The organism is Streptomyces sp. A18 (assembly GCF_059026065.1).
On sequence record NZ_JBWLKL010000046.1, the window covers coordinates 1 to 23,878 of the forward strand.

The following is a 23,878-nucleotide window of genomic DNA, read 5'->3' on the forward strand; positions in this document are numbered from 1 at the left end:
ACCAGCCGTACCGATCCGGCCGAGTTGCTTGAGCCTCATGAGGTTCCCTTCCGATGTCCCGCGGCCGTTGGACGGCCATCGGGTCTCCAGCGCTGGCGACGGGAACGCTAGCCGGAGATCCGGGGTGAACCGTGAGGCGTGCGGTGCTGTTGCGCAGCCGTGACAACGTCCCGATTCGGCTGCCGCGGCCATGGCCGTCACCGGGTGGCTCACCGAACAGTGTTCTTCCCTTGGAGGATTGTTCTCCGGTCCTCCGGCGTTGTGCACCCGGCATGGTGATCGATCGGGCGTCGGCGAGCCCAAGTAGCCGTTGCCGGTAGGCGGTTCACGGCAGGTGGAGGAGCCGCTTCGGCCGGTGAGTATTCTGGACCGAGTTCTGTCGCTGCCTGTGCGTGTCCCCTCGGGCCAGGCCCGGACATTCGGGGATGTGAAGGACCGGTAGGTGAGTGACGCGCTGTCGGTGGCTTCTTCTACTGTTGCCTTATGGGGAATTACTTTCAGACAGTCGTCGATCTCGACGCCACGCATGCGGACGCCCGGACCCTGGCAGATAGCGGACTCGACTGGCTGGTCAGGGAGGGGATAGTTCGGGCCGAGCTCACCGACTGTGTTCTCGGGGCGCCGGCGGGGCATCCGCCCGGTCCCTCCTGGGCCAAGGCGGTCGGTCAGGAGGACTGGGAGCCCAGCGACGGACTCAGGATCGAGACCGGCCGCACCGTATTCAACTGCGGTCAAGGTGAACCCATGTTCGCGGTGTGCCCCCATTGTGCCGGGCGAGCGGATTTCTACACCGACCGGCTGGAGGAGATCGAGGGTGCGTGGGAACCCTTCGGTGAGGCCATCGGCGACTGGAGCAACACAGGCAGCGCGGCAGTCGCCTGCCTGCGTTGTCAACGCCGTGGAGACCTGACTGCGTGGGCCTGGTCGGATGACTACTTCGCCTTCGGGTATCTCGGTTTCGAGTTCTGGGACTGGCCCGACTTCAGCCCTGGCTTCCTCGCAGGTCTCTCCCGCGCGCTCGGGGGGCATCGCACGGTCCTCATGGAAGGCAAACTCTGAGGGCCCCTGCCGGGGGCGGCGCCGGGCCGGTAGAGGCCCTGATGGCGGACGTAAGTGCGGCCGGCGTGATGGGTGATTGCGCTATGCCGGACTGCGCGGGGGCAGCCGCTGGGTGATCCGGTTGAACAAGTCCGTCAGCGGTTCGCTGACGTCCTGCCCGAACTCGCTCAGTTCATAGGTGACTTGGGGCGGCGTCGTCGGCTCCACCGCCCGCCGGTCGACCATGTCCCGCGCGGGGCAGTCGGTGTGAAACACCTCATACCGGGGGCCCGCTTCGGCCAAGCACGGAAATCTGGCTCAGCACCCGCTCAAGCTGAGGGCCGTCACCGTAGTGTCCAGGTGTCAGGACGAAGGTGAGGGGTCTGGATCGTCCGGCGGGCCCGGGGGCGGCAGGCCGGCCCCGCAAGCCGCTGACCGCGTCGAGGGTGAGACCACCGGAGCCGGTGGTGGTCGACGGGCCTGATCCGCGGCCCGGAACGGTGGTGGTCGACCAGATCACTCCGTTACGGGCAGGCACTCGGCGAGCAGGTCGACGACGTCGCGCCAGGCTCGCTGCGCGTGCTGTGGGTGGTAGCCGACACCGGGGACCGCGGGGTGGTCGACCGGCGGGTGGTGGAAGGCGTGCAACGCGCCGCCGTAGACCACCAGGCGCCAGTCGATGCCCGCAGCCTGCATCTCGGCGGTGAATGCGTTTCGTTGCGCGGGCGGCATGATCGGGTCTTCGGACCCGACCCCGGCCCACACCGGGCAGCGGATGCGCGCTGCCTCGCCCGGTCGGCCCGTGGTCGTTGCGTTGACTGTCCCGATCGCGCGTAGGTCGACGCCGTCGCGCCCGAGTTCCAGCGCGATGGCGCCCCCGGTGCCGTAGCCGATGGCGGCGGTCCGGTCGGGGTCGGTCCGGGGCTCGGCGCGCAACACGTCGAGCGCCGCATGACCGATGCCCCGCATTCGGTCGGGGTCGGCGAGCAGTGGCATGCAACGGGCCAGCATCTCCGCGGGGTCGCCCAAGTAGCGCCCGCCGTGAAGGTCGAAGGCCAGCGCCACGTATCCCAGCTCGGCGAGAGCATCGGCCCGGCGACGCTCGACGTCGCTGAGCCCCATGCCCTCTGGCCCGAGCAGCACCGCGGGCCGACGATCGAATCCGGCCGGGAGTGCGAGGTGCCCGATCATCGTCAGACCGTCGGCCGGGTACTCGACCGTGCGCGTGGTAATCGTCGTCATGCCACTGGACCGTAGTGATCGGAGAGTCCGGGCGGGCCACTGTTCTGCCGCTGGCAGAACAGCGCGGGTGTTCCTCTGAAATGCGGCGATGGCCCACGATCCGCCGACCAGGCCGACGCCGATGGTGCGACCCCGGGCCGGGCATCCTGTTCGGGACCGGCACAGTGGTTGAGCCCCGTGTGACCGCATCGGTGGTGTCCGCCGGCTTGGCACAGCACAGGGCGCGGATGCCTGTCTCGCCCGCGATGGCTTCGGCACCAGCGGCCTGCATCACTGCGACACGGCCACCTCGACCAGGAGGTTTGCGCATGTGTGACGGCGACTGGATCGTGGGCAGCACGTTCGCGGTGGCCGCGGACCGGATCGAGGCGGCCACCATGGTCTTGGCCGCCGCCGCGACCGGCGGCACCAGGCTAACCTTCGAGCAAGTCGAAGCCGTTGAACTCGGATCGGTATGCGGGGTCATTGGTCCATAGGACCGCTGCGCCGTCCGCCGCCGTGCTGGCCGGACCGGGCAGAGGGCCGCGCCCTGGCCCGGTGCCGACGCGTTCTGACTTCGTCGGTCACCGCACCGCTGCCGGCCATCTCGACGAATCCGCCGGGCCTCGCCCTCAGCAGGTCAAGCGACGTTCGGCGCTTTCGTAGGTGGCGAGGTTGGAGTTACAAGATCAAGCCAGTGCCTCCACACCGTCAAACTCGCGCGCGATCCGCGGTGACTTGACGTCGACCACGCCCGTCAGCCCTGTCTCCTGGCGTATTGATTGTTTGGTCCCCGCGTCCCTCGGTCAGCACCCGGCCTGCGGCTTGCCCCTTGGACCGGACGTCGCCGGGCTCTCGCGGGCCCGGGGCTGTGGGGCGGTCTGCGGGGCGCAGCGTGAAGGCCCGCCCCGGTGGTGACTGGGGCGGGCCTCCTGCTGGGCGTTGGCGAGGGCCTGGGCCGCGTGCGCCGGTACTGGGCAACAATCTTCCACCAGGTCCAGCACAGCGTCGGCGAAAGCGGCTGCACAGGCTGTGATCAGGCGGCCTCGCCCCTCATCGTGCCAAGGGTCTTCAGTAGTCGATCAAGCCCGTGGCGCGGGTCGTTCCCTTGAACTGCACGAAGAACTTGGTGCCATCGAGCACGTCGGTGGCAGCCAGCCCCCAACGGCCCGCTGACAGCCACCGCCAGCCGTTGCAGTTCCAGCCCGACCCCTTCTTGAAGCAGGTCCTCACCTCACGGGTCGCGTCCAGCTTCAGGTTGATGTCCACGCACCTGGTGGTGGTGGTTGCGTAGGTTCCCCTGGCGGGCCAGAACGCGGGATCGTTGCTGCCTGTGCCCGGCGATCCGGTGAAACGCGGCGCGTTCTCGGCGCAGGCTCGGGCAGTGCTGACAGGTGTGTCGGAGGCTGCGGCTTGCCCTGCTGTCGCGGCCGTCATGCCGCTTCCGAGCAGCAAAGCAGAGGCCGCCAATGCTCCAAACTTGGCCTTTCGCACAGTGTTCCCCCTGTCTCATCACGGGTGTTGCGGTCAACACGGGAAGCTACCGACGGAGCCACTCGTCTCGCGTCCGGCGGTCGTATGGCTTTCGGCTCCGCCCAGCGCGGCAGCGGGTCAACCACAGCGGTACCCGGCGGCGGGCCATCCAACGAGCGCTGTCCTGGCAGGAATTCGAGGCGTACGTCGCTGATCCGTGCCGCAGGGACGGCTGAACGAACGTTGTCGCGACTGCGGTTGAGCGAGCGGGGGATGATGAGGCTTTGGGCCGGGCCGATAGCATCGGACGCCCAGGGGGAGGAACACAGTGATCATTCTTGATACGGGGGTCCTGCGCGGACTCGGGCTGAAGAGCAGCCTCGCGGAACTGCTGAGGGCGATCAAAGAGTCCGGGGTCGAGCGCGTGGCGGTGCCCTGGATGGTGCTGGAGGAGCTGGCAGCGCAGCAGGCGCTGAAGTATCTCGAGGCACACAACAAGGCTCGGGAGGCAATGGAACAGCTCATGAAGGCGACACCGTGGCCGACCGCGCGCACTCCCAAGGCGGATGTGGATGCGGTACGCGAACACTGGCGCCAGGAGTACCGCTCGCTGGTCGAGGTGGTCGAGCCGAGCCCGCAAGCTCTGCGGGACGGGCTGTACCGAGAGGCGAATCTGCTGGCTCCCGCGCATGCGGTGACGGCGAAGAACCGGCCGGTGAAGATCGGGGCACGCGACAGCGTCATCTGGCTGTCAGCCGTCGAGTACGCGCGCCGCCACGAGGACGAGACGGTCTACTTCGTCAGTGGCAACACCAGGGATTTCGGTGACGCCGAGAGCCGGCCATCTTTGCTGGACGATGACCTGGCTGGTCTCGAGGGTCGTTTTGTCCATCTGACCACCATCGATGAGGTGGCCCAGAAGTTCGCTCTGCCGGTCAAGCCCGACACGGCCTGGTACGAGGGAGCCCTGCGCCAGGACAGGCTGCGCGAGGCGTTGGGACTGGCCGCGATGGACCTCCTCGCCGGTGCGAGCGACGAAGTGATGTTGCAGCGGGGGCCTTACACCGGCATCCGAGAATCCCCCTGGGGCGGCCGCGCAGCCGACCCGTGGGAGCCGGAAGCGCCGGAGACTGACCAGGGTCAGCCCATCGAGTGGAGGGCGTGGGCTGACGCCCCGTCAGTTGACGCCTTCTCCGTGTCGGACGCGAAGTCGTATGAGATCGGCGGGCAGATCGGGCACATATGGTCAACCGCTGACGTTCGCCTGCTGCTCAGCGGCACGGTCTTCGACCGGACATACGACACCCAGCTGGTCTCGTGCCTGTGGGACACACGCATCATGTTTTCCTACGACGAGACCCCCGTCGTACTGAGCCACTCCCGGCCGCGTGCGTACACCGACGAGGAACGCTCGGAGACCACCGACATCTTCCCGCTGCCGTTCTGAACCTGGCGCACCTGTTCGCGAGAACCGGGCTGGCTGCGCTGGAGGCCAGCGCATGCCGCCGGACGCTAAGCAACTCTGGTGCGAGCGGCTGTTCTGCCGGGTCTGCAGCCGCGTCTACGGTCGCGCGAAAGGCGCCGGGCGATTCCGTCCGCCGGCGTTGGAGGGACCCGTGTCGTACCTCCGTGGTACTCATGTCCCATGAGTCAGTTCCGCGACTTCAACCTCAAGCTGCTCGTCATTGAGGAGCTCATGTACGGCCCCGAGCCGCTCCTCCCGGTTTACGACCTGCCCGCGCGGCTGGCCGAGCGGGGGATCGGCGACCCCGCGTCCTACGTCCTGGAGAACGGCTTCCACACGGAGGTGCTGCCGGAGCCCCGGGCCCATTTCGAGGCCCTGGAGATCCCGGCCTACCTTCTCGCCCGCGTCGAGGAACTGTGCTTCGACGCCGGGGCGGATGTCTTCCGGCACTGCGCCCCCGCCTGGGACGGCGAGGACGACCTGTTCGATGTCCGCTCGCTCGACGACCTCGCCCTGCTGCCCAACCTGCGGGAGGTCACCTTCATGGAGGACGGCGTCCTGGCGGTTCCGGACGCGGCGGAGGTCTTCGCGGCGCGCGGCATCGAAACCGACTGAGCGCCGGCAACCAATCGTTGCCCGCCGCCCACCGGTTCGGCGTCCGCCGCCTTAGCGGGCCGCGACAGCGCCCGCCTCAGCGCCACGTACGGGCGGCGCAGCCTCGTCCGATCGTCGGGCTTGCCCCTTCGCGCCGGAATGAATCATCTCGTCGACTCGTGCCGGGAGTTACGCAGTATCCACGCGGCTCACACACCTGCGAAGCGTGGCCCTCCTCCGATTTCCGACGCGTCTCGCTGGCCTGCCTACCCGAACCGCCCTGGCCCATCTGTCGACGCATCCGACGAAAGAAGGCCGGGCCACGGGAACGTCTCCCGTGGCCCGGCCTCATGACGTGGCTGATGGGCCTGCCATGGGTGTAGGACGCCTCGTCACTGAGCGAGCCGGTACGCGTTCGTGATCGTTTCAGTCACGGTGTTGCCGGCCGTGTCCTTCACATACACGCGGTATGACACGGCTTTGGCCGCAGCCGGGAGCTTTACGCGCGCGGTGCGCGCCCCTCTGGTGCCGGTCGTGACGGGGGCCGACTTCCAGGTGCTGCCGCCGTCGTAGGAGACCTTGACGGTGAGGGTGGCGATCCCGAGAGGTCCGGCTGCCGCGCCGGCCACCTTCAGCGGCACCGTGAGCGTGCTGCCTGCCGGGGTCGTGCCGTCCAGCGCAAGTTTCGGCGCGAGGCGGACGGTGGACAGGGGTAGCGCGGTGGGCGGGTCGTCGGGCGTCTTCGCCGACTTGAACGTCCAGACCGCTGCCACCTTGGTGCTGGTGGTGGCGATCGTAGCGGCACGGGCGGTCTCCATGATCAGGCGGTAGGGGGCGGAGCGGCCGGGAGTTCGGCGTTCACCGCGCCGGGGCCGCCCTCCGCGATGGTGCGGCCGCCCGACTCCAGACGGGTGAAGCCACCGGTCGTCAGGGAGCTGCCCGCGTGCCCAGCGCCGTCGCTGAAGAGCTGGACGTACGCGTCCATGGCGTTGCCCGCGCGACGTGCGCCCTGCCCGCCATCGGCGTTGAGGTTGGGGCGATGATGCCGGTGTTGAAGTTCAGCGTGTAGCGCTTCCCCGCCTTGTAGGCGACCGTGTCGGCACCGTAATCGATGGTCGAACTCCCCGTGCCGTCGAGCTGCGACATGGGCCAACTCCAGCGCACATCCTTGGTGTTGACGTAACTCGTGCCGGAGGCCGGAAGCAGCGTGGACTTGGCGAGCCCTTGACGTCGAGCCTTAGGGTGCACGCCAGGCGCAGGTGCGACCTTGTCCGTGGCGCGCCATGACCCTCTTTCCCGGGGTGGGGGGCCGGGCGCGGCCCCGCCGTGCCTCACGTGGGGGCGGGGCCGTACCTCCGGTGCGCGGGGCCCGAGGGCACACCTCCGGTGGGCAGGGTGGTTTCTTGGGCCCGGTGGTCTCGCCCGGAGCGATCCACGTGGCCCGTGGAGGAGAGAGCGGGATCGGGCGGGAGTTGAGCCGGTAGGTTGGGCGGGTGGATGTGGCATGGAATGCGTTTCGGGAGAGGCTGCGGCAGGCGGTGGCCGGGATGGATGCGGGGGAGACCTTGGTGGTTTCCGAGCCCGATCCGGAGCCTGATGCCGGGACGGGGCCAGGGCCGGGGAACGTTGCCGGTGAGTGGCGTCGGCTCTGGTGGAGGCTGTCGAAGTCCCGGCGACAGGTCGGGCGTTACGTGCAGTTCATCAGGTGGGACGAGGGGATCAGCGCGGAATGCGTGTCCCGTGCCCATCGGGACACGAGTGACGAGCGGGAGCGACAGCTGCTCGCGCTCGGCTGGTCCGACCCGAGGGCGCATCCGCGTCGTAGCGGGCGCTCGGAGAACCACGAGATGGTATTCGGCATCGACGAGGTCGACCGCCTCGCGGACATCTGCGCTCAGTCTCTTCGCGTACTGGATGAGGAACCGCCGGACGAGCGCTGGACTTGGCGGAAGGATCCGCCGGTGGGGGCTAGCTGAGGGCGGCGGGGGCGGCTTGAGTACCGTCCCCGGATCCCCGTGGTGGCGCGGAGACGTGAGCCCGTCGCGGTCAGGCGGCGTCAAGTGCTGCACGCAGGGCGGTCGCGAACGCCGCCGGGCGCTCGACGAAGCCCCTGTGGTCGCCTGCATCCTCTTGTCGGCACGCCGGATCTGCTCGCCAGAATTGGTCATCGAAACGCCGTCTGGGGCCTGTTCGGGCGGATCGGTGCAGACCTGTGCGTTGGGCGCTCTGTGGCAGGGCTCTGCCGATGCGGGGGTGAGCATCAACCGAAGGGCTCCCGATGGGGGCCCTTCGGCGTTTCCAGGACTACTCGGCGAAAGGCCGGCTGACGCCAGGGGACGCAGGTGTGACCACCGCGTGCGCCGTTCACGGAGCCGCCGCAGCTCAGCTGGCGGCGCAGTCCGGGGCGGGTGACGCGGCGGAGCAGGGCGGGCAGTGCGTCCGCGAGGGCCTTGGGGGTGCGGCGCTCCTCACCTTGCCTGTCGACGCCGTAGGGGCGAGGGAGGTGGGCACTCGGAGAGCGTCAGCTGGAGATGCGGACCGGCGGGGTACTTGGTTCGTTCCGGGTGTTGTGCACTGGTCGTGCCGGAGCAGGGTCGGCGGTATCACCGTGGCCCTTTGCGGCTGCCTCGGGCGCTCAGTGAGCGGATCGGTCCGATCAGCGCCCGGTAGACCGGCCGCACCGCACGGCCGGGAAGGTGGCGGTGACGTTCCTCCTGCCAGACCCTCGCCCTGTGGTGCGACGCGATGGGCGACCACCGGTCGGGATCCGGGGGTGGGGACGTGTGGAATTCGATGCGGCAGAGGTGCTTTGTACTGACGAAGCCGTACTGGCTGGGGCTGACCAGCCGCAGCGGAGCGCCGTGATCGCCATCGAGCGGCCGCCCGTCGAGACGGTCGGCGATGAGCACGTCGTCGGCCAAGGCGTCCTTGAGCAATACGATCGACCGGTAGGAGTCGAGCCCTTCGAAAACGACATGGCTGATCGACGCGTCGGCCTCGAGCAGCGGTTCGACTTGCGCGCGGTAGAGGGTCGCGAAGGCGACTCCTTCCCACAGCAGGTCGGTTGCCGACCATCCGGCGACGCAATGGAAGTCGGCTCCGACCTCTTGCCGTGGCAGTTTTGCGAGGTCGGTCACGGACAGGGTGACGGCCTCGGTCAGAGCTCCGCCGATCTCGATCATCGGGTCAGCGGGGACCGGCGGGGGCGGGTGATGGAGATGCGTGCCGAAGCGCGGGAATCCGTCGACGGCACGTTGGCCTGGGGGAAGCGTCATGTCGATCCTCCATTGAGCGCATGTCGAATGTTGCTCCAGGGACGGCATCCGGGTGCCGATGCCGTGTGTGGGCCCTGCCGAGCCCGGGGGGATCTCGTGGATGCGCCATCGCTGTGAGGCGCATGTGTCGCACGGAAGTTTCGTGACGCCCCCGATCCATACAGGCCTGTATGGAAGTCGATAGTAGGGTGATCCATACAGTGCTGTATAGAAGGCGGAGAGGTGACCTGCACCATGGCCGTTGCGCGTACTCCGCGTAGCAGTTGGATCTCCGCGGGCCTTCAATCCCTGACCTCCGGCGGGGTGGAAGCGGTGCGGATCGAAGCGCTGGCACTCGCACTCGGCGTCACCAGGGGCGGCTTCTACTGGCACTTCGCCGACCGTCAGGCCCTGCTCGAGGAAATGCTCGATGCCTGGGAACAGGACGTGACCACGGCGGTCATCGAGAAGGTCGAGGCCGCCGGCGGTGACGCGCGTACGAGACTATGGCGGCTGTTCGCCGTCGCAGCTTCAGGGGACGGCCTGCTCACGGACATCCACACCGACTACGCGGTACGCGACTGGTCGCGGCGTGACCCGGCGGTGGCGGAGCGGATGCGACGCGTCGACAACCGGCGGATGAACTACCTGCGCCAGCTGTTCGGCGAATTCTGCGCCGATCCCGACGAGGTCGAGGTCCGCTGCACGCTGTGCTTCGCGGTGTGGATCGGCAACCGTCTGCTGACCGTCGACCACGGCGAACGCAGCCCGGCCGAGGTCATGGAACTCATTCGACGCCGACTGTTGCAGTAGCGGCCGCGGCTCACCCCAGCGAGGCGTTCGCAGCAACCCGGATCAGCCGCACACTCGAGAAGTCCTCGGGAGCCATTGCCAAGGGGTACAGGTCCTTTGAAGGGAAGGGACCGACTTCACCAAGGCGGGACGCCTTCCCATCCCTGGCCCTGGCAGGCTCTAGCTAGGCGGTGTCTTCAATTGATCTTGCTTGGTGGATCATGGTCGGGTGATACGTCGTCATGAACTGTCCGATGAGGAGTGGGAGTTCGTCCGGCCGCTGCTGCCTGCGTCGCTGCGGGGGCGGATGAGGTTGGACGACCGAAGGGTGCTCAACGGGATCGTGTGGAAGTCTCGGACCGGCTCGGCCTGGCGGGATGTGCCCGAGCGGTACGGCTCCTGGCACACGCTGCACACGCGTTTTCGCCGGTGGGCCCTCGACGGACCTTCGAGCGGATGCTGCGGGCCGCCCAGGCCGGGGCGGACGCGACCGGTGACATCGACTGGCTGGTGTCGGTCGACTCCACGATCGTCCGCGCCCACCAGCATGCCGCCGGTGCCCGAAAAGGGGGCTCTCCAGCCCCTGTCTCGGACGCTCCCGGGGCGGCCTGACCAGCAAGATTCACCTGGCCTGCGATGCGATCGGCCGCCCGCTGGCCTTCACGCTCACCGGCGGAAACACCAACGACTGCACCCAGTTCACCACCGTCATGGAGGCGATCCGGGTGCCCCGCCTCGGACCGGGACGGCCTCGCGTGCCCAGCGGCCGACCGGGTGTCTTGCACTCCGGCCGGCGGGGGCGCGTACCAACGTGGGAGGGTCGACCCTCTGCCGCCGGCGGTTGCACGTCAGGGTGTCCGGCTGGTGATCAGGGGGAGATCTGTCGTCAGGTCGCGCAGATGGTCAGGCTGCTGGTGCGAAGGTCGTGATGGCGTCGACGAGGTCGGCCGGAGCTTCCAGCGGGATCAGGTGTCCGGTGGTCGGTATCACCGTGAACTCGGCCTGGGAGAGGTAGGGCACAAGGTTGTCGCGGAGCACGTCGACGGGCTCGACCTGGTCGTTCTCTCCGGCAACGACGAGGGCGGGAACGCTGACCACGCGGGTGTGCTCGGTGATGTCCTCCGCGATACCGTGTAGCGGCCACTCGGTGCGGCCGGCGTCGGCGCCGGCTCGCGAATCGGTCGCGACCTGTGCCTTGATGGACGCGGGCAGCTCGGTCGCGGTGAGGATGTGGTCCCGTGCCCCGGCTACGGACTCGTCGGAGTCGTAGGCGTGGGAAAGAGCTTCCTGGTACTCGGGAGTGATCTGTGTGGCGGGCTTCGCCGGGCCGGAGCCGACGAGGACGATGCCGCGCAGGCCGGCGGGCCGGGTTGCCGCGACCAGTTGCGCGACCTTGCCCCCCATCGAATGCCCGACGAGGACGTAGTCGGTGACGCCCGCATCGGCGAGTACGGCGAGCGTGTCGTCGGCGAGCTGACCGAGCGTGTAGGGGCCGGGCAGACCGCTCGACCGGCTCCACCCTCGGAAGTCGATCGTGAGCACGTCTCGGCCCGGGAGGCGGTCGACGACGAGGTCCCACGTGCGGGCGGAACCACCCCAGTAGTGCAGGAACACCAGGGTAGGTCCGGTCCCTGTCCGATGGTCGTAGGCGGGCAGTAGCATCGGCTGCGTTGCAGTCATCGTGGCTCTCCTGGTCACTGTTCTGGGCGATTTCCCTAGGCGTTCATTGAAACTTCCGCACCCAGGCGGGGGCATCGGCGTGGCTGGTCTCCTGATGGTGGAAACTGGACACGTGACCGTGATCCGGCAGATGGCCTACCAGTCCGCAGAGCGCCGTGCAGCCACGGTCGAGACGATGACGTTCGGCCGCCTTCGCGATCTGAACGACGGCGGCTGGCAGCGTGCCGACTTCCACGTCCTCGCCGTCGTTGACGCCGGGCACGGATCCGTCACGGTGGACTTCCTCCAGCACCCGTTCAAGGAGCGGTCCGCAGTGTGGATCCCTCCCGGCGCGGTGCACCGATGGGATGACATCGCAGACGTGACGGGACACCTCGTGCTGTTCGTGCCGACTGCTCCGGTCACTCACGCCACCCGTGAACTCGTCGCGTCCCCGGACTTGGTCGCGCAGTGGAGCATTCCTGACGCCGACTGGCCGTTCGTGGACGCCGCACGCAACCACCTCCTCCTTGAGGCATCCGCCCCACCTGGGGACATCTCGGGGGAGCTGCCCGACATCCTGCTCTCCGCGCTGATCGCCCGGCTCCGGCCACCGCACGCCCAAGCACGGATCTCACATCCGGTGTTCCGGCTGTTCCGGTCCAGCGTCGAAGCGCACTTCCGGGAACATCACGACGCCGGCTACTACGCCCGTGCGCTGGGATACGCGCCCCGCACCCTTTCACGAGCGGTGCAGCAGGTCAGTGGCCGCACGGCAAAGGGGTACATCGTCGACCGGATCCTCCTGGAAGCCAAACGGCTCCTCGCGCACGACCGCCTCACCGCGGCCCGCTGCGCCAACACGCTCGGCTTCTCCGACGCGTCCAACTTCTCAGTGTTCTTCCGGAAGGCGACAGGCATGAGTCCAGGCGCGTGGCAGGCGACGCTGGCCATCAAATGAGTAGGTGCACTGATGAAGGGCACTCGCATCCATGATCACAGAGCGTCACAACTCCATGAGCGCCACGACACTATTCCCGCCTCGCTGCTTCGGTACCACCGTGCCTATCTGCGCGACCTCTTAAGTGCCTTCTCGTCATGGCCGGCGGCAACGACGTGTCCGTTTCCACCATCCGCCGCTGGGTCCAGGAAGCGGTCGAACTCCTTGCCGCACGCTCCCAGCGCCTGGACCGCGCGCTGAAGAAGGTCGCTCGCTCCGGCGGGGTCGTGGTTCTGCTGGACGGCACCCTCATCCGCACCCGACGCCGCACCGGGAGGGACAACCGGAAGAACTACAGCGGCAGGAGCAAGGCTCATGGCCTGCTGTTTCTCGCACTTACCGATGAGAAGGGCAACCTGATCCGGATATCCGCGGCCAGGCCCGACGACGACCCAGTGATCATCACCGGCCGCAAAGCAACCCGCAACCACCGCCTCACCGCCACCGAGAAGGAGGCGAACCGCCTGGTCAGCCGCGAACGCGCCGCGAACGAACACGGCTTCGCCCGGAGGTCTGGCTCTCCGCCTGACCGACGCCTCGCTTGTCCTTGTGGGGAATCGCCGGGCTGCCGAGCGGTGCCGCTTGGAGCGTCGGCAGGCCGGGGGCTCAGATGGTCCTGGAGAGAGGCTGGGTGGGCGTGGCTCTCAACTGGTCGAGCAGTGCCAGTACTTCGTCGGTGTGCTCTCCTCGGGTCGGTGCTGTGCCGGGGGTGGAGCGCGGGTGGCGGGAGAAGCGCGGAGCGGGCATGGCCTGCAGGACGCCGTCGACGGTGACGAGACTGTTCCGGGCGGCGAGTTGGGGGTGCGCGGCAGCTTCGTGCAGGCTCAGCACGGGGGCGACGCAGGCGTCGGTGCCGGTGAAGACCTCGGTCCAGTCCTGCAGGGTGCGCCGGGCGAACGCGATGGTGAAAGCGGCGCGCATGTCGTTCCAGCGGGCGCGGTCGCCTTGGGACCCGGGCGGTACGTCGACTCCGAGGAGTCGGACGAAGGTCGCGAAGAACTGTGGTTCCAGGGCGCCGACCGCCATGTAGCGGTCGTCACGCGTGCGGTAGACGCCGTAGAAGGGTGCTCCACCGTCTACCAGGTTGCTCTCGCGCTGGTCGGTCCACCGGTTGTCGGCCAGGAGGCTGTGCACGATGGCGAGCATGTGGGCGGTGCCGTCCACGATGGCGGCGTCGACCACTTGGCCATGTCCACTGGAGCGGGCTTCCCACAGAGCCGCGAGGACCCCCATGACGAGGTAGTTCGCTCCGCCCCCGATGTCGCCGACGATGTTGAGGGGGATCTGTGGTGGTCCGTCGGCCGTGCCGATGGCGTGCAGGGCGCCGGTGGGGGCGATGTAGGTGATGTCGTGGCCGGCGGTAGCTGCCTCGGGCCCGTCCTGTCCCCATCCGGTCATCCGCCCGTACACCAGTCGCGGGTTGCGCTCCCACAACTGCTCGGGGCCGAGGCCCAGTCGCTCGGTGACTCCGGGCCGGTACCCCTCGATCAGTACGTCCGCCGTGGAGCACAGGTCGCGCAGAGTCTCGACGGCGTTAGCAGTTTTCAGGTCGAGGACGACGGAGCGTTTGCCGCGGCCGAGCAGGTCGGCTCGGGAATCGGTGACATCCAGCAGGCCACGGGTGGGCCGGTCGACGCATATGACGTCGGCGCCCATCTCGGCGAGGATCATCGCGGCGAACTGACAAGGCCCGAGCCCTGCCAGTTCGATCACCCGCACCCCGGCCAGCGGGCCGTCGCCCGGGTGGTGCGGGGGCGCGGGTGTGGTGTCGGTCGTGGTCACGGTGTCAGCTCCAGGGACCGGCCGACGATCTCTTTCATGATCTCGTTGGTGCCGCCGTAGATCCGGGAGATACGGGCGTCGATGTAGGCGCGGGCAATCGGGTACTCCAGCATGTATCCGTAACCGCCGTGCAGTTGGAGGCAGGCGTCCACGACACGTCCTTGCAGTTCGGTGGTCCACCATTTGGCCTTGGCGGCGTCGACAGGGGTGAGCGTGCCGGCGTTGAGTTCTTCCACGCACCGGTCGAGGTAGAGCTGGGCGAGGTCGAGTTCGGTGGACATCTCGGCCATGCGGAAGCGGGTGTTCTGCAGGGCTCCGATGGGGGCGCCGAAGACGCGTCGGCTGCGGACGTGGTCGAGGGTGTGCTGGAACGCGGCCTGGGCCTGGGCCAGGGCGGAGAGGGACACCGACAGACGTTCCTGTACGAGGTTGCCGGTCAGCCCCGTAAAGCCGTCGCCTTCGGCGCCCAGTAGGTTGACGGCGGGCGCGTGGACGTCGGTGAACGACAACTCGGCGGTGTCCTGGGCGTGCTGGCCGATCTTGTCGAGGTTGCGGCCGCGGTCGAAGCCGGGCATACCTCGTTCGAGGACCAGCAGGCTCAGGCCGCGGTGCGGGTGGTCTCCGGTGCGTACGGCGGTGACGACGAGGTCGGCGTTGATGCCGTTGGTGATGAACGTCTTGGCGCCGTTGACAATGTAGTGGTCGCCCTGGCGGCGGGCGGTGGTACGGATGCCGGACAGGTCCGAGCCGGTGCCCGGTTCGGTCATGGCGACGGCCGTGATGGTCTCGCCCTTGACGACGCCGGGCAGCCAGCGTTCACGCTGTTCGTCGTTGGTCAGGTGCAGCAGGTAGGGCAGGACGATGTCGGACTGGAGCGTGGGGCCGCCCATGATCGCGGCTACGCCGAGCTTGGCCGCCTCTTCCAGGACCACCGTGTTGAACCGGAAGTCGGTGATCCCGAGCCCGCCGTGGGATTCGGGGGCGGCGTCGAACATGCCGAGCTCGCCGGCTCTGGTGAACAACTCGCGCGGGACGATCCCGTCCTGGTCCCAGGCGTCGCGATGCGGTACGACTTCCCGCTCAAGGAGGGTGCGGACACTATTGCGGTACGCCTCGTGGTCGGCGGTGAACAGGGTGCGTTGCATGGTGAGAGGCCACCTCAGAGAGTCATGCCGCCGCCGCAGACGACGGTCTGGGCGCTGATGTAGTCGGATCCGGGCAGGCACAGCAGGTGGACGGCACCGGCGGCCTCCTCGGGCGTGCCGGTGCGGCCCAGCGGAATCATCTGCTCTGCGGCGGCGAGCAGTTGCGGGTTGACGCCGACCTTGATCTGCCGCCCAGCGACGTCGATGGTGCTGTCGGCGCCGGCGGCCACCTCGGTCAGGCGGGTGCGGATGAAGCCGAATGCGACCGCGTTGACGGTGACGTTGTAACGGCCCCACTCCTTGGCGAGGGTCTTGGTCATACCGATGACGCCGGCCTTGGCGGAGGCGTAGTTGGCCTGTCCCGGGTTGCCGCCGAGCCCGGCGACGGAGGAAATGTTGACGACCTTGCGGCAGATGACCGGCTCGCCGGCCTCCTTGGCCGCCCGCACGGCGGCGGAGATGACCGGCTGGGCGGCGCGCAGGATGCGGAACGGGGCCGTCAGGTGCACATCGATGATGGCCTCCCACTGCTCGTCGGTCATCCTCTGGATGACCGAGTCCCAGGTGAAACCGGCGTTGTTGATGATGATGTCGATGCCGCCGTAGTTCTCCACGGCGGTGGCGACGAACCGATCGGCGAATTGCGGGTCGGTGATGCTGCCGGAGCAGGCGACGGCCGTGCCGCCGCGGGCCTCGATCTCCTTGACGGTCTCGGTGGCGGGTTCGTCGTCCAGGTCGTTGACGACGACGCGGGCGCCGTCGGCGGCGAGTTTGAGCGCGATCTCCTGGCCGATGCCGCGTCCGGCACCGGTGACCAGTGCGGTGCGCCCGTCGAGCTGTCCCATGATGTGTTCTCTTTCCGTAGTGAGGAATGACTGGAGGAATGACTGGTCGATGTGTGCCGCACGGGAGCGGCTGCGGAACACGGTTGAGGGGGTACCGGTCAGGACAGCAGGTCGACGAGCTGGGTCAGTTTGTCCGGCGGCCTCGAAGCCGAGCCGGGCGAACGCCTCGTAGTGGAAGTTCGCCTCCTTGGCACAATGTCGGTGCGCAGCGGGTGCAGCGTCGAGCGCAGCGGCTTGCCCAGTCCGGTGCCGTCCGAGCGCGGGATCTCGTACTGGCGGCCGGCCAGGCGCACCGTGCCACGGCGGATCACCTGGCGGACTATGTCGAAGTACTCGCGGGTGCGCTGAAGCGGCCGCGCGGCCCGCGCTCCTCCTCGGCTTCGGCCTGCTCGCTGTGCGTCAGGGAGTCTCCTGCGTAGCCCAGACTCAACCCCAGTTTTATGACGTGCCCCCCTGCTCTGCTGAGGTACGGGTGTGGTGCGGGCGACGGATGGCCCAGCCGATCGCGGCGAGTGTCGCCGCGGCACACAGCCAGGCGAAGACGTCCCCGGTCACCCGGTAGACGGTGGTGGTGCCGCGGGTGGGCACGTCCGTGATCCAGGGCGGGTTGTCACCGGTCGTGGTGTCCTGCTGGGACAGCACATGGCCCTGGTGGTCGAAGGCTTGGGAGGAGCCATCGAAGTCGCTGCGGACCAGGGCGTACCCGTTCTCGATTGCCCGAAGGCTCGACATCTGTGTGTGGATACGGCCTATTTCGGGCCAGTCGCCGCCGGGCACCAGCATGATGTCGGCGTCCACGTGCATCAGGTCGGGGAAGTCCGCGTCGTAGCAGATGACGTTCGACAGGCGCCCGTAAGGCGTGTTGACCACCGGAATCGAGCCGGTGCCCGCCTTGTAGCGCTCCAGCCCCGGAATGGGGTGGTGCTTCTGGTAGGTCCACAGCACCTGACCGTCCGGACCGATCAGCACGGTCTGATCGCGGCCGAACGGTGCGGTGGGCGTGTACACGTTGGCGGCGACGTTAAGGTAGATCTTCTCCTCGCGGGCCAGGGCCTTGACCCGGTCCAAGAACTTCGGCTCGTCCGCGGACCGCATACGGGCGGAGTTCTCCGACCACATGACGATCTTGGCTCCTGCGCGGGCAGCCTGCCGGGTGTCCGCGATCAGCTGGTTGTTGATCACATCGGAGGCCTGCCGGACACTCATCGTGTCCTTGCCGGACACCGCTTCGAGATCGGTGGGTTCGGTGCCGAGGACCGTCCTGGCCTTGTCCATCGACACCCGGCTCGGGTTGATACCCGCGATCCGCACGGTGGGAGCTGTGGCCGCCGGGGCGACCGCGAGCAGCGCCTGCCCGCCGACAAGTACGGCCGTCACCACGGCTGCGGTGATGGCAGCCGGCCGGATGCCGAACCGCGAGATGCCGTGTTCCCAGGCGTGGTTGGCCGCTGTCGCCACCGCGCCGATCAGGAAGGTGATGACGTACGGGCCGGCGATACCGGTCACCTGGAGCAGGGCCAGGTTGTCGTGCTGAGTGACAGCGAGCAGTCCGTAGGCGGTGCCGAACGGATTGAAGGTACCCAGCAGGTACGCCATGGTCGCCGACGCGACGGGGAAGAGCAGCAGGCGGCCACCCCACACGAGGCGCGGGGCCACCAGCCGGTCCAATACGTAGGGGATCACCGCCATGGCGCCCAGGAAGAGGGAGCCGAATATCGTCAACGGTTCGAGGGGCAGGGCCACTTGCCAGGCCCAGAACATGCCTGCCCCGGCGAGTACGAGCAGGAGCAGCGGAATGCCGTGCCAGGGGCGGCTGGTCCGCAGGAACCGCAGCAGGAAGACCTGAAAGGCCCATGCGGTCAGCGGAATGTCCCAGCGGCCGCCGACCGCGAGCAACTGCAAGAGCGTACCGACCAGGAGCCATACGTAGGGGCTCCTGGCCCAGCCGCGCGGCGCTGATGACGATGCGGTGCGCTGGGGGATGTCGGCTGGGTGACCCGGTGCGGTCGGGGGTGGTTCGGCACGGCTCGTTTTGGAGGCCATGGGCCCTCCCGTTAGTGGACTTCACGACAAGGGGGTGGCGCATCGACCACGTGGGCCGACACCGGGGACCAGCGAGGCTGGTCGTGGCCTGCGTGGCGAGGCAGGGTCAGCGGTTGGCGGGCCGGTATGCGGTGACGACGGCCGCCCCGCCCAGCCCGATGTTGTGCGCCAGCGCGACACCGGATCGGCCGGTCGCACGCGGGACTTGGCGGGCCCCTGCCTGGCCGCGGAGTTGCCAGGTGAGCTCCGCGCATTGGGCGAGCCCGGTCGTGCCCAGCGGGTGTCCCTTGGAGATCAGGCCCCCCGAGGGGTTGACCACCCAGGTACCGCCGTAGGTCGTCTCGCCCGCGTCGATGAGCTTGCCGCCCTCACCTTCGGCACACAGTCCCAGGGCTTCGTAGGTGAGCAGTTCGTTCGTCGAGAAGCAGTCGTGCAGCTCGATGACGGCTATGTCCTCGGGGGCGATGCCGGCCTGTTCGTACACCCGTTGCGCCGCGGTGCGGGACATATGAGTGCCGACCAGCGCGGCGGCGCTGCCGTCGAAGGTGTCCTCGCCGTCGGTCACCAGGGATTGGCCAACGATCTCGACGGCCTGATCGGCCAGGTTGTGACGCTCGACGAAATCCTCGCCGGCCAGCACCGCGCTGGCTGAGCCGTCGGAGGTCGGTGAGCACTGCAGTTTGGTCAGCGGCTCCACGATCGTCGGCGCGGCCAGGATCTCCTCCAGGGAAAACTCACGCTGGAACTGCGCGTAGGGGTTGTTCACCGAATGCTTGTGGTTCTTGTGGCCGATCTTCGCGAACTGCTCCGCGGTGGTGCCGTAGCGCTCCATGTGTTCCTGGCCCGCCGCGGCGAACATCCAGGGAGCTATGGGTCCGCCGGGGCCGCGTAGTTCGGCCATGGCGGTGAGGTGCCGGCCGAGCGGAGCGGCCCGGTCGGGCCACACCTCCTGCAAGGGGCCAGGCGCCATCTTTTCGAAGCCCGTCGCCAGCACGCAGTCGGCGAGTCCACCCTTGATGGCGCGGGCGGCCAGCCACAACGCAGAGGAGCCGGTGGCGCAATTGTTGTTCACGTTGACCACCGGCACGCCGGTCATGCCCAGCTCGTACACGGCGCGCTGGCCACTGGTGGAATCACCGTAGACGTAGGCGGCATACACCTCCTGCACGTCGCGGTAGTCGACGGCGGCGTCCTTGAGGGCCGCCCCCACGGACTCGGCGGCCATGGCCGGGTAGTCCCAGCCCTCGCGGCGTCCGGGCTTCTCGAACTTCGTCATCCCCACTCCGATGACGAATGCCTTGCGTGACATGTACAGCTCCCTTGCCGGCTGGTGGAGAGGGGGTCAGTTGGCAAACTCGGCGTGGCCGCCCGTGAGGACCCCTGCGCCGTGGTCATTGATCGTGTCGAAGGAGTACTGGCCCATGGCCGACTGCCGCAGCGTTGTGGTGATCTCCTCGCCCGGCTGGGCCGGCGCACTGAAGCGCACCGTCAGACGGCGGAGGCGGTCCGGGGCACCGGGCGCAACGTGGGAGATGAGTGCGTGCGAGGCGAACGCCATCGTGCACAGGCCGTGCACGATGATCCCGGACAGGCCGACGCTCCGCGCGAAGTCATCGTCAAGGTGGACCGGCATGGTGTCGCCGGACGCCTCCGCATACCGGAATGTCTGGTCCAGGTCGATCTTCTGCACCATGGCGACAGCCGCCCCGGTGTCTGTTTCGGCGTCCGGTGCCTGCGGCGCCGTACGCCCGGCATTGCCCTCGTGCTCGGAGCCACGAAAGAAGCCGGTGAAGTACTGCTCGTTGACCAGCTCGCCCGTGACGTCCTGCGTCTCGACGAAGGTGGTCACCACGACGCCGGAGCTGCGCGTGTGCACGCCGATCACCTGGGCGCGCGTGGTCAGAATGTCGCCGGGCGCGATGGGCCGGGCGATGTACAGGTCGTGCCGGCCGTGCAGGATCTTGCCCGCGTCCTCCTTCGGCGCGACAGCCAGGGTCTGCTCCGCCATGACGGCAAAGCCCGGGACGACTGCGAAGACGGGCGGCGCCAGCGTTCCGTCGAGATGGGCCGCGATGGGGTCGTTGGTGGCCTCTGCGTAGGCCACGGTCCGCTCACGTGTCACGGTGAACTGGGATGGGGCGCTCCACACGCCGATCTGCGATGTGGTGAACATGTCGTGGACGCTACTGACCAGGATCGGGCCTGCTAAGAACCGTAGCTAGCACATGTGATGACCCTCGCGCGCACCGGCGAAGAAAGGTTGGACTGTGGGCGAATCCGTTGATCACAGGTGGGTTCCGTGCCCGGCCGGCCACCCTATGGTGAGGCTGTGAGTAACAAGTCGCTGCCGGGCAACGTCGCCCTTCGCATGGCGCAGGCCGCCGAACGGCGCGGCCTCGATGTCACCTCGCTCCTGCGCCGCGCGGGTATCACCACGGATACAGCAGGACGGCCACTCGCGGACGAGATCACGCCGGTGCAGGTGGCCGAGCTGACCCAGGAACTGTGGATACTGACCGGCGACGAGCTGCTGGGCCTGGGCCCTCCCCTTCCGCTGGGTTCCTTCCAGCTGGTCATGCGCTCGATCATTCACGTACCTGATCTGCGCTCGGCCCTTCAGCGGCTGGCCGAGGCCAGCGCAGTCCTGCCGGGTTGTCCGCGCATTCGCGTCGCACCGGATCAGCGCCTCATCAACCTCGACATCGACGTCAGCCTGCTCGACGACCCTGATCACCTGGGCGGCGAGATGCTCGCCTCATCGATCCACCGGACGCTGAGCTGGCTGGTGGGGCGGCGCATCCCCCTTCGATCGCTCGATCTGCCGTGGCCGGCACCGAAGGACGCGGCCGACTACGAGATCGTCTTCGGCGTACACCCTCGTTTTCAGGCCGATCGTCTGGCCCTGGTCTTCGACAGTCGGCTGCTGACCGTCCCGCTGATTCGTGACGAACAGGATCTGGCCGACTATTTGCGCGATCAGCCCAACATCTGGTTCACGACGCGTGATTACGGATCTTCTACCGCCGACCAGGTCCGCAAGATCCTTCAGAGAGGGCTGCGCGGGCACTGGCCGGCGCCCGATGACATTGCGGCGCAGCTGAGTATCAGCACGCAGCACTTGCGCAGGCTGCTGCGCGCGGAGCACACGTCCATCGGGCAAATCAAGGAAGACATCCTGCGGGATGCCGCCATCGCCAGCCTCACCCGGGGTGAGGAGCCCATGGAGAGCCTGGCCGACCGCCTGGGCTTCTCCGAGGCCAGCGCATTTCGTCGAGCGTTTCGCCGGTGGACCGGACAGCCGCCCGGCGCATTTCGGCAGGAGCCCAGTTCTTCATCGCCCGCGCCGGGGACGGTCCCTCCCTGATCGATGATCGATCCAGCCCTGCGTCACTCACGTAGAAGGACGATCTGGCGGCTTCCCTCTGCCTGGGAGCACCTGCCCGGGCGCCACCCCGCCTCTGCCAGGACCGGATCAGCTCGCCGGGCCGGACGCATGTCGATAGAGCGCGTCGATCTCGTCCGCATAGTTCGCCATGATGGCGCGGCGTCGCAGCTTGTTCGTCGGGGTGAGTTCCTCGCTGCCCGGTGTCCATGCGGCGGGCAGGATGCGGACGTACTTGACCTGCTCGACCCGCGACAGTGTTGTGTTCGCCTGGGCGATGCCGGCCTCCACCTCAGCCTGGATCTGCGGGAGTTGGGCCAGTGTTTCGAGGTCGTTGTGGTCGCCGGGCAGGTCCTGGACCTCGGCGAACGTGCGAGCCGCAACCGGGTCGAGCGTGACCAGCGCCGTGATGTAGGGCCGCCGGTCCCCGACCGCGACCACCGATGAGACGAGAGGGCAGGCCACGGCGACCGCACTCTCGATGGCCGCGGGGGACAGGTTCTTGCCGTAGGAGTTGATGATCAGTTCCTTCTTGCGGTCGACGACGGTGACGTAGCCGTCCTCCGACACGACGCCGACATCGCCGGTGTGCAGCCAGCCCTCGGCGTCGATCGTCTGCGCACTCTGCTCGGAGTCGGCCCGGTAGCCGCGCATCAACGTCGGGCTGCGCAGCAGCAGTTCGCCGTCCTCGGCGACCTTGACCTCGACGCCAGGCATCGGTCTACCCACGGTTCCCGGACGGATGCCGCCGGGCCGATTGATGGATCCCGCTGCGGCGGACTCCGACATGGCCCAGCCATCGCACAGCTGGATGCCGATCGACATGAAGAACCAGACGGTCCCGGCGTTGATGGGAGCAGCGCCTGTGAAGGCGGCCTCGGCCTGGTCAAGGCCGATCATTTCGCGCAGATTACGCAATACGGCCCGGTCCGCCAGCGCATGTTGCGCGGCGAGGTACGCGGAGACGGGCCGACCACTGGTCCGGCGCTGCGCCACGGCGCGGCCGATGCCGACGGCCCACCGCACCAGGCTGCCACGCAACCTCGATTGAGCAGCGATGGCCTCGTCGAGGGTGACCTGCATTTTGTACCAGAATGCCGGAACGCCCAGGAACACCGTAGGCCGCAGGCCAGGCAGCACCTGGGCCATCGACTTCAGGTTCGCGACCGTGGTGATCGACGCACCGCTGGCCATCCCCAGATAGTGGCCGAAGAACCGGTTCGCCACGTGGGCGTCCGGCAGGTAGGAGACCAGGCGGCCGGCGCGGGCGGCCGCCGCCAAGTGCGGCAGCGACAATCCACTGCGGAGACAGGCGATCAGTGCCCGGTGTTCCAACTCGACGCCCTTGGGGTGCCCCGTCGTCCCCGAGGTGTAGATGATCGTGGCCAGATCCTCGGGTTCGACAGCCTTCCAAGCGGCCTCGAAATCGAATCCACCGTCCGGCCCGATCCCGACCTCCAGGTCGGCCAGACTGGTAGTGCCATCGACGCCGGCGTCGACACACACGATGTGCTCCACGGCCCCGCCCGCTCGGCGGACGGTGTCCGTCCACTGCCGTTCGGTCACCGCCACTCGGTTGCCCGCGTTGGCGAACAGACGGGCCACCTGCGGAACGGAGCTGGTGTTGTAGACCGAAACCGGCGTGGCCCCCAGGTGCAGTACAGCCGTGTCCACAAGGTGGAACTCAGGGCAGTTGGTCAGCATCAGCGCCACAGTGTCCCCGCGCTGCACGCCCAGGCGGGCCAGCCCACGGGCGATTCGCTGGACGCGAACCGCGTACTGACGCCACGTCAACTCCGTTACTCCCTCGGAATCGCGCAGTGCGACCTGGTCGGGGTGCGCGCGGACCGTCTGCTGGAAGAGTTCCGGCAGAGTTGCAACCGACTTCAGTGCCTCTTCGCTCGCCATGAGTGGTAAGCCCTCCTTGCCCCAGGCTGCCTCGACCCGTCACTTGCGTTGCCGTAGACCACCTGAACCCTTTGCATCATCAAGCTCATCGCTCGCTCCGCTCAGGACCCCTCCGCTCCGGTTGCGGGACCCCTGCGCGCACGATGCCTCATCCACGAAGGGAGAAGGTCCTGGACCACGGCAGATACGAAAGGACAGTGCCGCGGTTGACGCGGCATGGCTGCCGATCGGAGAAGCAGTTGGCTGCTCCGGCGCGCGCCGGCCCGGAGGACGGGGC

The 23,878-nt window shown here is 68.1% G+C and carries 24 protein-coding genes and 1 pseudogene; 9 read left to right on the forward strand and 16 right to left on the reverse strand.

Going from position 1 to position 23,878, the window contains the following annotated elements; all coding sequences use genetic code 11:
- The first annotated feature begins 483 nt into the window (after positions 1–483).
- Complete coding sequence (locus AC5P1C_RS38040) at positions 484–1,059, forward strand: hypothetical protein (protein ID WP_493870543.1); 576 nt, start codon at positions 484–486, stop codon at positions 1,057–1,059.
- Positions 1,060–1,140: 81 nt separating this feature from the next.
- Here the strand turns inward: AC5P1C_RS38040 and AC5P1C_RS38045 are convergent, their stop codons facing one another.
- Both AC5P1C_RS38045 and AC5P1C_RS38050 read right to left on the reverse strand, forming a co-directional pair.
- A complete protein-coding gene (locus AC5P1C_RS38045; protein ID WP_493870595.1) occupies positions 1,141–1,284 on the reverse strand; it encodes a winged helix-turn-helix transcriptional regulator in 144 nt (47 codons plus the stop codon).
- Positions 1,285–1,554: 270 nt separating this feature from the next.
- On the reverse strand, positions 1,555–2,280 hold the full coding sequence (locus AC5P1C_RS38050; RefSeq protein ID WP_493870544.1) for a dienelactone hydrolase family protein: 726 nt from the start codon (positions 2,278–2,280) through the stop codon (positions 1,555–1,557).
- A 308-nt stretch (positions 2,281–2,588) separates the two neighbouring features.
- Between AC5P1C_RS38050 and AC5P1C_RS38055 the strand changes: the two genes are divergently transcribed.
- The gene (locus AC5P1C_RS38055) at positions 2,589–2,756 is read left to right on the forward strand and encodes a hypothetical protein (RefSeq protein WP_493870545.1); all 168 of its coding nucleotides are present in this window, start codon (positions 2,589–2,591) and stop codon (positions 2,754–2,756) included.
- 574 nt (positions 2,757–3,330) lie between these two features.
- Here AC5P1C_RS38055 and AC5P1C_RS38060 read toward each other — a convergent pair.
- Positions 3,331–3,753 (reverse strand): hypothetical protein, encoded by a 423-nt coding sequence (locus AC5P1C_RS38060; RefSeq protein ID WP_493870546.1) that lies wholly within the window; start codon positions 3,751–3,753, stop codon positions 3,331–3,333.
- Between the two features lie 307 nt (positions 3,754–4,060).
- On the opposite strand from AC5P1C_RS38060, the gene AC5P1C_RS38065 reads away from it, so the two are divergent.
- Entirely contained in the window at positions 4,061–5,179 is a 1,119-nt protein-coding gene (locus tag AC5P1C_RS38065; protein WP_493870547.1) for a PIN domain-containing protein, read from the forward strand.
- A 198-nt stretch (positions 5,180–5,377) separates the two neighbouring features.
- Positions 5,378–5,812 carry a DUF6892 domain-containing protein gene (locus tag AC5P1C_RS38070; protein WP_493870548.1) on the forward strand — a complete coding sequence of 145 codons (435 nt, stop codon included), beginning with the start codon at positions 5,378–5,380 and terminating at the stop codon, positions 5,810–5,812.
- A gap of 371 nt (positions 5,813–6,183) precedes the next feature.
- Here the strand turns inward: AC5P1C_RS38070 and AC5P1C_RS38075 are convergent, their stop codons facing one another.
- The gene (locus tag AC5P1C_RS38075; RefSeq protein ID WP_493870549.1) at positions 6,184–6,609 is read right to left on the reverse strand and encodes a hypothetical protein; all 426 of its coding nucleotides are present in this window, start codon (positions 6,607–6,609) and stop codon (positions 6,184–6,186) included.
- Between the two features lie 2 nt (positions 6,610–6,611).
- The gene (locus AC5P1C_RS38080; protein WP_493870550.1) at positions 6,612–6,776 is read right to left on the reverse strand and encodes a hypothetical protein; all 165 of its coding nucleotides are present in this window, start codon (positions 6,774–6,776) and stop codon (positions 6,612–6,614) included.
- Between the two features lie 508 nt (positions 6,777–7,284).
- Here AC5P1C_RS38080 and AC5P1C_RS38085 point away from each other — a divergent pair.
- Entirely contained in the window at positions 7,285–7,767 is a 483-nt protein-coding gene (locus AC5P1C_RS38085) for a TY-Chap domain-containing protein (protein WP_493870551.1), read from the forward strand.
- Between the two features lie 627 nt (positions 7,768–8,394).
- Here the strand turns inward: AC5P1C_RS38085 and AC5P1C_RS38090 are convergent.
- Complete coding sequence (locus AC5P1C_RS38090) at positions 8,395–8,973, reverse strand: molybdopterin-dependent oxidoreductase (protein WP_493870552.1); 579 nt, start codon at positions 8,971–8,973, stop codon at positions 8,395–8,397.
- 327 nt (positions 8,974–9,300) lie between these two features.
- Here AC5P1C_RS38090 and AC5P1C_RS38095 point away from each other — a divergent pair, with 327 nt between their 5' ends.
- Together AC5P1C_RS38095 and AC5P1C_RS38100 are read left to right on the forward strand one after the other, a co-directional pair.
- Positions 9,301–9,858 carry a TetR/AcrR family transcriptional regulator gene (locus tag AC5P1C_RS38095; protein ID WP_493870553.1) on the forward strand — a complete coding sequence of 186 codons (558 nt, stop codon included), beginning with the start codon at positions 9,301–9,303 and terminating at the stop codon, positions 9,856–9,858.
- A 190-nt stretch (positions 9,859–10,048) separates the two neighbouring features.
- Positions 10,049–10,592: pseudogene (locus AC5P1C_RS38100) on the forward strand (IS5 family transposase); the annotation flags it as partial.
- 148 nt (positions 10,593–10,740) lie between these two features.
- On the opposite strand, the gene AC5P1C_RS38105 reads toward AC5P1C_RS38100, so the two are convergent.
- Positions 10,741–11,517: an alpha/beta fold hydrolase gene (locus AC5P1C_RS38105; RefSeq protein ID WP_493870554.1), complete on the reverse strand. Its 777-nt coding sequence runs from the start codon at positions 11,515–11,517 to the stop codon at positions 10,741–10,743.
- Positions 11,518–11,629: 112 nt separating this feature from the next.
- Between AC5P1C_RS38105 and AC5P1C_RS38110 the strand changes: the two genes are divergently transcribed.
- Complete coding sequence (locus AC5P1C_RS38110; RefSeq protein ID WP_493870555.1) at positions 11,630–12,457, forward strand: helix-turn-helix domain-containing protein; 828 nt, start codon at positions 11,630–11,632, stop codon at positions 12,455–12,457.
- A gap of 104 nt (positions 12,458–12,561) precedes the next feature.
- Here AC5P1C_RS38110 and AC5P1C_RS38115 read toward each other — a convergent pair whose 3' ends face one another.
- The 8 genes from AC5P1C_RS38115 to AC5P1C_RS38150 form a co-directional block, all read right to left on the reverse strand.
- Positions 12,562–12,993, reverse strand: coding sequence for a hypothetical protein (locus AC5P1C_RS38115; RefSeq protein WP_493870556.1), 432 nt, complete (start codon positions 12,991–12,993; stop codon positions 12,562–12,564).
- A gap of 109 nt (positions 12,994–13,102) precedes the next feature.
- Positions 13,103–14,278: a CaiB/BaiF CoA transferase family protein gene (locus AC5P1C_RS38120; protein WP_493870557.1), complete on the reverse strand. Its 1,176-nt coding sequence runs from the start codon at positions 14,276–14,278 to the stop codon at positions 13,103–13,105.
- Positions 14,275–15,423 (reverse strand): acyl-CoA dehydrogenase family protein, encoded by a 1,149-nt coding sequence (locus AC5P1C_RS38125; RefSeq protein ID WP_493870558.1) that lies wholly within the window; start codon positions 15,421–15,423, stop codon positions 14,275–14,277. The genes AC5P1C_RS38120 and AC5P1C_RS38125 overlap by 4 nt, the downstream gene beginning before the upstream one ends.
- 14 nt (positions 15,424–15,437) lie before the next feature.
- A complete protein-coding gene (locus AC5P1C_RS38130; RefSeq protein ID WP_493870559.1) occupies positions 15,438–16,268 on the reverse strand; it encodes an SDR family NAD(P)-dependent oxidoreductase in 831 nt (276 codons plus the stop codon).
- 98 nt (positions 16,269–16,366) lie between these two features.
- Positions 16,367–16,579, reverse strand: coding sequence for a hypothetical protein (locus tag AC5P1C_RS38135; RefSeq protein WP_493870560.1), 213 nt, complete (start codon positions 16,577–16,579; stop codon positions 16,367–16,369).
- Between the two features lie 127 nt (positions 16,580–16,706).
- Entirely contained in the window at positions 16,707–18,311 is a 1,605-nt protein-coding gene (locus AC5P1C_RS38140; RefSeq protein ID WP_493870561.1) for a nitrilase-related carbon-nitrogen hydrolase, read from the reverse strand.
- A 106-nt stretch (positions 18,312–18,417) separates the two neighbouring features.
- On the reverse strand, positions 18,418–19,620 hold the full coding sequence (locus tag AC5P1C_RS38145) for a lipid-transfer protein (RefSeq protein WP_493870562.1): 1,203 nt from the start codon (positions 19,618–19,620) through the stop codon (positions 18,418–18,420).
- Positions 19,621–19,653: 33 nt separating this feature from the next.
- Positions 19,654–20,484 (reverse strand): MaoC/PaaZ C-terminal domain-containing protein, encoded by an 831-nt coding sequence (locus tag AC5P1C_RS38150; protein ID WP_493870563.1) that lies wholly within the window; start codon positions 20,482–20,484, stop codon positions 19,654–19,656.
- Between the two features lie 156 nt (positions 20,485–20,640).
- On the opposite strand from AC5P1C_RS38150, the gene AC5P1C_RS38155 reads away from it, so the two are divergent.
- Positions 20,641–21,675 carry an AraC family transcriptional regulator gene (locus AC5P1C_RS38155; protein ID WP_493870564.1) on the forward strand — a complete coding sequence of 345 codons (1,035 nt, stop codon included), beginning with the start codon at positions 20,641–20,643 and terminating at the stop codon, positions 21,673–21,675.
- 108 nt (positions 21,676–21,783) lie between these two features.
- Here the strand turns inward: AC5P1C_RS38155 and AC5P1C_RS38160 are convergent, their stop codons facing one another.
- The gene (locus AC5P1C_RS38160; RefSeq protein ID WP_493870565.1) at positions 21,784–23,601 is read right to left on the reverse strand and encodes an AMP-dependent synthetase/ligase; all 1,818 of its coding nucleotides are present in this window, start codon (positions 23,599–23,601) and stop codon (positions 21,784–21,786) included.
- Positions 23,602–23,878: the final 277 nt, after the last annotated feature.

What these genes read in the sequence shown, in the direction of transcription:
- AC5P1C_RS38105 (WP_493870554.1), bottom strand. Translation starts at nt 11,517, where the DNA reads ATGACTGCAACGCAGCCGATGCTACTGCCCGCCTACGACCATCGGACA.
- AC5P1C_RS38125 (WP_493870558.1), bottom strand. Translation starts at nt 15,423, where the DNA reads ATGCAACGCACCCTGTTCACCGCCGACCACGAGGCGTACCGCAATAGT.
- AC5P1C_RS38080 (WP_493870550.1), bottom strand. Translation starts at nt 6,776, where the DNA reads ATGGACGCGTACGTCCAGCTCTTCAGCGACGGCGCTGGGCACGCGGGC.
- AC5P1C_RS38140 (WP_493870561.1), bottom strand. Translation starts at nt 18,311, where the DNA reads ATGGCCTCCAAAACGAGCCGTGCCGAACCACCCCCGACCGCACCGGGT.
- AC5P1C_RS38050 (WP_493870544.1), bottom strand. Translation starts at nt 2,280, where the DNA reads ATGACGACGATTACCACGCGCACGGTCGAGTACCCGGCCGACGGTCTG.
- AC5P1C_RS38150 (WP_493870563.1), bottom strand. Translation starts at nt 20,484, where the DNA reads ATGTTCACCACATCGCAGATCGGCGTGTGGAGCGCCCCATCCCAGTTC.
- AC5P1C_RS38090 (WP_493870552.1), bottom strand. Translation starts at nt 8,973, where the DNA reads ATGATCGAGATCGGCGGAGCTCTGACCGAGGCCGTCACCCTGTCCGTG.
- AC5P1C_RS38145 (WP_493870562.1), bottom strand. Translation starts at nt 19,620, where the DNA reads ATGTCACGCAAGGCATTCGTCATCGGAGTGGGGATGACGAAGTTCGAG.
- AC5P1C_RS38160 (WP_493870565.1), bottom strand. Translation starts at nt 23,601, where the DNA reads ATGGCGAGCGAAGAGGCACTGAAGTCGGTTGCAACTCTGCCGGAACTC.
- AC5P1C_RS38055 (WP_493870545.1), top strand. Translation starts at nt 2,589, where the DNA reads ATGTGTGACGGCGACTGGATCGTGGGCAGCACGTTCGCGGTGGCCGCG.
- AC5P1C_RS38040 (WP_493870543.1), top strand. Translation starts at nt 484, where the DNA reads ATGGGGAATTACTTTCAGACAGTCGTCGATCTCGACGCCACGCATGCG.
- AC5P1C_RS38070 (WP_493870548.1), top strand. Translation starts at nt 5,378, where the DNA reads ATGAGTCAGTTCCGCGACTTCAACCTCAAGCTGCTCGTCATTGAGGAG.
- AC5P1C_RS38045 (WP_493870595.1), bottom strand. Translation starts at nt 1,284, where the DNA reads ATGGTCGACCGGCGGGCGGTGGAGCCGACGACGCCGCCCCAAGTCACC.
- AC5P1C_RS38130 (WP_493870559.1), bottom strand. Translation starts at nt 16,268, where the DNA reads ATGGGACAGCTCGACGGGCGCACCGCACTGGTCACCGGTGCCGGACGC.
- AC5P1C_RS38095 (WP_493870553.1), top strand. Translation starts at nt 9,301, where the DNA reads ATGGCCGTTGCGCGTACTCCGCGTAGCAGTTGGATCTCCGCGGGCCTT.
- AC5P1C_RS38075 (WP_493870549.1), bottom strand. Translation starts at nt 6,609, where the DNA reads ATGGAGACCGCCCGTGCCGCTACGATCGCCACCACCAGCACCAAGGTG.